This window comes from Streptomyces sp. ICN903, assembly GCF_022015835.1.
In the GTDB taxonomy this organism is placed as follows: Bacteria; Actinomycetota; Actinomycetes; order Streptomycetales; family Streptomycetaceae; genus Streptomyces; species Streptomyces fenghuangensis.
The window spans coordinates 1-4,826 of the sequence record NZ_JAKMAY010000311.1 but is presented as its reverse complement, the minus strand read 5'-3'; the positions used below and the strand labels follow the sequence as shown (position 1 = coordinate 4,826).

Sequence of the window (4,826 nt, the reverse complement as noted above, 5' to 3'; positions counted from 1 at the left end):
GCCCCTCCCCGCGCCGCCGGGCGGCTCCGGCCGGCCGGGCGCGTCTCCTCCCACCTGCCGGGAGGCGCGCCCGGCCCCGCTCCGGACCGGGCCGGGGTCCCGCGCCCTGGGGTGTCAGTACTCCTCGGTGTGGCCGCGGAGCTTGAGGATGGCCGCGAGCAGCCCGCCCCACACCACGACCATGGCGACGATCATCATCACGACGGCGCCCGCCGACATCAGTGCCTCCCTTCCCCGGGCGTGCCCGGTCGCGTCTCCACGGGGCCGGACGGCCCCGAGGGCTCCGTACCCGCCGGCTCCGTGCCGCGCGGCCAGGGGAGCAGGGAGGCCAGCACGCCGAAGACCAGTGCGCCCAGGGCGACCGCCCACCCGGACCAGAACAGGAAGCCGGAGGGGTAGTCCCCGTAGTTCTCGTCGAACTCCGCGCGCAGGCTGTCCACCATCATCCAGCCCAGCACCAGCGGGGTGACGACCCCCAGGGCCAGACGCCACCACACGCCCAGCCGGATGGCGGAGGTGGCGTCCGCGTCCCGCTGGAGCACCGGCAGCCTGCGCAGCACCCAGGCGATGACGATCACCGCGACCAGGGAGGCCAGGGCGATGCCGTAGCGGTTGATGAAGTGGTCGGCGGAGTCCAGCAGGTACAGCCCGCTGTCGGTGGGGAAGAGCAGGATGGACACCAGGGCCGTCAGGCCGCCGGCGCCGAGCACGGCCGGGATGCGCCCGATGCCGGTCTTGTCCTGCACCGAGGCGACCACCACCTCCACGATGGAGATCAGCGAGGTGAAGCCGGCGATCACCAGGGAGCCGAAGAACAGCAGGCCGAACAGGGTGCCCAGCGGCATGTTGGAGATGATCGTCGGGAAGGCGATGAACGCCAGGCCGATGCCGTCGGTGACGGTCTCCCCCACCGGTGTGCCGCTGGCGGCGGAGAGGAAGCCGAGGGTGGCGAACACCCCGATGCCCGCCAGGAGTTCGAAGGAGCTGTTGGCGAACCCGGCCACCAGCGCGGAGCCGGTGAGGTCGGCGCGGCGGCGCAGGTAGGAGGCGTAGGTGATCATGATGCCGAAGCCGACCGAGAGGGAGAAGAAGATCTGCCCGTAGGCGGCGACCCAGACCCCGCCCTCGGCCAGCGCACTCCAGTCGGGCGAGAACAGCGCGTCCAGGCCCGTCCCGGCTCCGTCCAGGGTGACCGCGCGGATCACCAGGACGACGAAGAAGACCACCAGCAGCGGGATGAAGATCCGGTTGGCCATCTCGATGCCGCGCCGCACCCCCAGGGCCAGGACGGTCAGGGCCGCGATCCAGATGACCAGCAGCGGCCAGAACACGCCGCCGACGTAGGAGGAGATCCAGCCGGGCTGCTCGGCGGTGCGCAGGAAGTCGCCGAAGAAGTAGGCGTTCGGGTCGTCGCCCCACTGCTCCCCCACCGAGAAGCCCACGTAGCGCACGGCCCAGGCCAGGATCACGGCGTAGTAGGCGGCGATGACGAAGGAGACCGCCACCTGCCACCAGCCGATCGCCTGCGCCGGGCCGGACAGCCTGCGGAACGCGCCGGGCGGGGACTTCCGGTAGCGGCGGCCGAGCGTGTACTCCAGGATCAGCAGCGGCAGTCCCGCCGTCAGCAGGGCGATCAGATAGGGCAGCAGGAACGCCCCGCCGCCGTTCTTGTACGCCTCGGAGGGGAAGCGCCAGATGTTGCCGAGCCCGATGGCCGAGCCGATCGCCGCCAGCAGGAAGCCCGTGCGGGTCCCCCACTGGGCGCGGGGCGGCGGGGTCGTCGGGGTGCTGCTGGATTCGGTGGCCATATGCGACGTTCCTCGGCTTTGTCCCTATGGGTTGACAGCACGTTAACAGCGCGCGCCGCGCCGCGCGCCCCGGCGGGGATGATGGGCGCATGCGTGCTGCCCGGCTGATCGAGATGGTGCTGCTGCTCCAGACGCGGCGGTCGATGACCGCCGCCGAACTGGCCGAGCGGCTGGAGGTGTCCGAGCGCACCGTCGCCCGCGACGCGCTGGCCCTGTCGGAGGCGGGGATCCCCGTCTACGCCGCCCGGGGGCGGACCGGCGGCTACCGGCTGGTCGGCGGCTACCGCACCCGGCTGACGGGTCTGGGGCGCGACGAGGCGGAGGCGCTGTTCCTGTCCGGGGTGCCCTCCGCGCTGCGGGAGATGGGCCTGGCGGACGCGGCCTCGGCCGCCCGGTTGAAAGTGGCCGCGGCCCTCACCCCCGAACTGGCGGACGCCCCGCGCAGCGCGGCGCAGCGGTTCCACCTGGACGCCCCGGGATGGTGGCAGCCGACCGAGACGCCCGAAGCGTTGCCGGCGCTGGCCGAGGCCGTGTGGGACGACCGGCCGGTCGCCGCGCGCTACCGCCGCCGGGACGGCTCCCGGGTGCGGCGGACGCTGGAGCCGTACGGCCTGGTGCTCAAGGCCGGCGTGTGGTATCTCGTCGCCCGCGCCGACGGGGATCCGCGCGTCTACCGGGTGGACCGCTTCGACTCCGTCACTCCGCTGGAGGGGCGGTTCGAGCGGGAGGCGGACTTCGACCTGGCCGGTTTCTGGGAGGAGCGGGCCGCGGCCTTCGCCCGCTCGATCCTGCGCGAGACCGCCGTGGTGCGGCTGACGCGGGCCGGGGTGCGCGCGCTGCGGTACGCCACCGACCGGGCGGCGGCCGAGGACGCGCTGGCGCGGGGGGAGACCGACGAGGAGGGGCTGACCACCGTCGTCCTGCCCGTGGAGTCCCTGGACGTCGCCTACGACCAGCTGCTCGCCCTCGGCCCCGAGTGCGAGGTGCTCGGCCCGCCCGCGCTGCGCGAGCGCATGGCACGGGCGGCCGAGCGGATGGCCGGGCTCTACCGGTAGTCCTCGGGGGTCGCCTCCTTCCCGCCGTGGACGACCTCGATGAAGTACCGCCAGCCGTCCGGCCTCGAGCCGTCGGTGTCGGTGAAGCCGTACTCGATGGCGAGCTGCCCGCTGGACAGGGACCGCCCGCTCCAGCGGGCCGCGTCCGGGTCGCACGCCAGGGCCGCCACCGCCCGGCCGATGTAGGCGGGCGACTCGGCGATGGCGAAGTGCGGTTCCTGTGCGAGAGCGTCGCGCCAGTTCTCCTCGCTCACCCCGAAGGCGTCGAGCATCTCCTCCGAACGCAGGAAGCCCGGGGAGAGGCAGACCGCCGTGCAGCCGTACTCCTTCAGTTCCTCGGCGAGGCCGAAGGCCGCCCGGATCGGGGCGTTCTTCGTCAGGTCGAAGAAGAGGTTGCCGCGGTACCTGGGGCCGTTGTACTCGGCGGTGCCGTCGGTGATCTCCACCACCAGCCCGCCCGGCCGCCGGATCAGCAGGGGCAGGGCGAAGTGGCTGGTGATCAGGTGGGTCTCCACTCCCAGCCGCAGCATCCGCAGGCCCTTGGCCGGCTCGACCTCCCACACCTTCGTGTCGAAGTCGAGCAGGTGGTCGCCGCCCCAGACGTTGTTGACCAGGACGTCCAGGCGCTCGTGCTCGCGGTCGATCCGCTCCACCAGGGCGCGGACCTCCTCCGGCTCCAGGTGGTCGACCGCCGCCGCGATGCCGGTGCCCCCGGCCGCCGTGACCAGTTCGGCGGTCTCCTCGATCGTCTCGGTGGGGCGGCCCACCTCGCTGACGTGCCCGCGTGTGGTGCGGCCGGTGGCGTACACCGTCGCGCCCGCCCGGCCGAGCTCCACGGCCATGGCCCGGCCCGCGCCCCTGGTGGCGCCCGCCACCAGTGCGACCTTGCCCTCCAGGCCCTTCCCCGACACCGCTGACACCGCTGCCGTGTTCACGTCTTCGTCCTTCCGTATGTCCTCGGCGCCCGTCCGGTGCCCGACCCGCACCCGCCCGGCGCCTTGTCCGCACCGGGCACGCTGCCACCGATACCGGACATCTGCTGTCGGGTTTTCCCATCGGTCCGGGCCGGACGCCGCGCCGGCCGGCCGCCCCGCGTGCGGGAGGCGCCGGCAGGGCGGATCCTTGGTTCCGTGACGATGCACGAGACGGAGTTCTGGGAGCTGGTCGACGGCACCCGCGAGGCCGCCGGGGGCGACCCGGCCGACCACGCCGAACTGCTCGTCGACCGGCTGACGCGGCTCGACCCGGACACCGTCGTGGACTTCGCCCGCCACTTCGAGGCCCGGGTGAACCGGGCCTGGCGCCCAGACCTGTGGGGAGCGGCCCGGGTGCTGCTGGACGGGGCGGACGAGGACGCCTTCGACTCCTTCCGCTGCTGGCTGGTCGGCCGGGGCAGGAAGGTGTTCGAGGGGGCGCTGCACGACCCGGACTCGCTCGCCGATCTGCTGGAGGACTTCGACCCGGAGGTGGACGGCGAGGGCGAGGACATCGGCGGCGCCGCGGACGAGGCCTACGAGCGGCTCACCGGTCTGGAGCTGCCCGATCTCGGCCTGCCCGAACCGCCCCCGGAGCCGGAGGGCGCACCGCCCGGCTTCGAGGACGACCGGGCCCTGGCCGCGGCCTTCCCCCGGCTGTGGGAGCGGTTCGGGCCGCCGCGGGGGTGACCCGGGGCCGACGGGCGGCCCGGGGTCGAGGGCCCGGCGGATCGGGCGGATCAGCCGGAGGCCAGCGAGCGCCCCATCAGCACGTCGTCCGCGGACCCGCTCTCCAGCAGGAACTCCCCCGGCAGCACGCCCTCCACCGCGAAGCCCTCCGAGGCGTACAGCGCCCGCGCGGACGCGTTGTGGCCCAGCACCCGCAGGGTGATCCGCGAGGCGCCCTGCCGCCTCGCCTCGGCCATCGCCGCGCGCAGCAGCGCCCTGCCCACACCCCGGCCCCGCACCGCGCCGTCCACCGCCAGCCC

Annotated in this window: 6 protein-coding genes; 2 read left to right on the top strand and 4 right to left on the bottom strand. The window is 74.0% G+C overall.

The features are described from left to right. Nucleotides 1-114: 114 nt before the first annotated feature. Nucleotides 115-219, bottom strand: a complete 105-nt coding sequence (locus L7D48_RS24175; RefSeq protein WP_237882447.1) for a methionine/alanine import family NSS transporter small subunit — start codon at nucleotides 217-219, stop codon at nucleotides 115-117. Then, a complete protein-coding gene (locus L7D48_RS24170) occupies nucleotides 219-1,808 on the bottom strand; it encodes a sodium-dependent transporter (RefSeq protein ID WP_237882445.1) in 1,590 nt (529 codons plus the stop codon). Before L7D48_RS24170 ends, L7D48_RS24175 begins: the two co-directional genes overlap by 1 nt. Nucleotides 1,809-1,897: 89 nt before the next feature. On the opposite strand from L7D48_RS24170, the gene L7D48_RS24165 reads away from it, so the two are divergent. Further along, nucleotides 1,898-2,863 carry a YafY family protein gene (locus tag L7D48_RS24165; protein ID WP_237882443.1) on the top strand — a complete coding sequence of 322 codons (966 nt, stop codon included), beginning with the start codon at nucleotides 1,898-1,900 and terminating at the stop codon, nucleotides 2,861-2,863. Here L7D48_RS24165 and L7D48_RS24160 read toward each other — a convergent pair. Further along, complete coding sequence (locus L7D48_RS24160; RefSeq protein ID WP_237882441.1) at nucleotides 2,854-3,798, bottom strand: SDR family oxidoreductase; 945 nt, start codon at nucleotides 3,796-3,798, stop codon at nucleotides 2,854-2,856. The genes L7D48_RS24165 and L7D48_RS24160 overlap by 10 nt on opposite strands. 201 nt (nucleotides 3,799-3,999) lie before the next feature. Between L7D48_RS24160 and L7D48_RS24155 the strand changes: the two genes are divergently transcribed. Next, nucleotides 4,000-4,527, top strand: coding sequence for a DUF4240 domain-containing protein (locus L7D48_RS24155; RefSeq protein WP_237882449.1), 528 nt, complete (start codon nucleotides 4,000-4,002; stop codon nucleotides 4,525-4,527). A 50-nt stretch (nucleotides 4,528-4,577) separates the two neighbouring features. Here L7D48_RS24155 and L7D48_RS24150 read toward each other — a convergent pair. Further along, nucleotides 4,578-4,826 (bottom strand): GNAT family N-acetyltransferase (locus tag L7D48_RS24150; RefSeq protein ID WP_237882439.1); only part of this gene is annotated, 249 nt, incomplete at its 5' end.

Coding starts and splice junctions, on each gene's coding strand:
- L7D48_RS24155 (WP_237882449.1), top strand. CDS start 4,000: ATGCACGAGACGGAGTTCTGGGAGCTGGTCGACGGCACCCGCGAGGCC.
- L7D48_RS24175 (WP_237882447.1), bottom strand. CDS start 219: ATGTCGGCGGGCGCCGTCGTGATGATGATCGTCGCCATGGTCGTGGTG.
- L7D48_RS24170 (WP_237882445.1), bottom strand. CDS start 1,808: ATGGCCACCGAATCCAGCAGCACCCCGACGACCCCGCCGCCCCGCGCC.
- L7D48_RS24165 (WP_237882443.1), top strand. CDS start 1,898: ATGCGTGCTGCCCGGCTGATCGAGATGGTGCTGCTGCTCCAGACGCGG.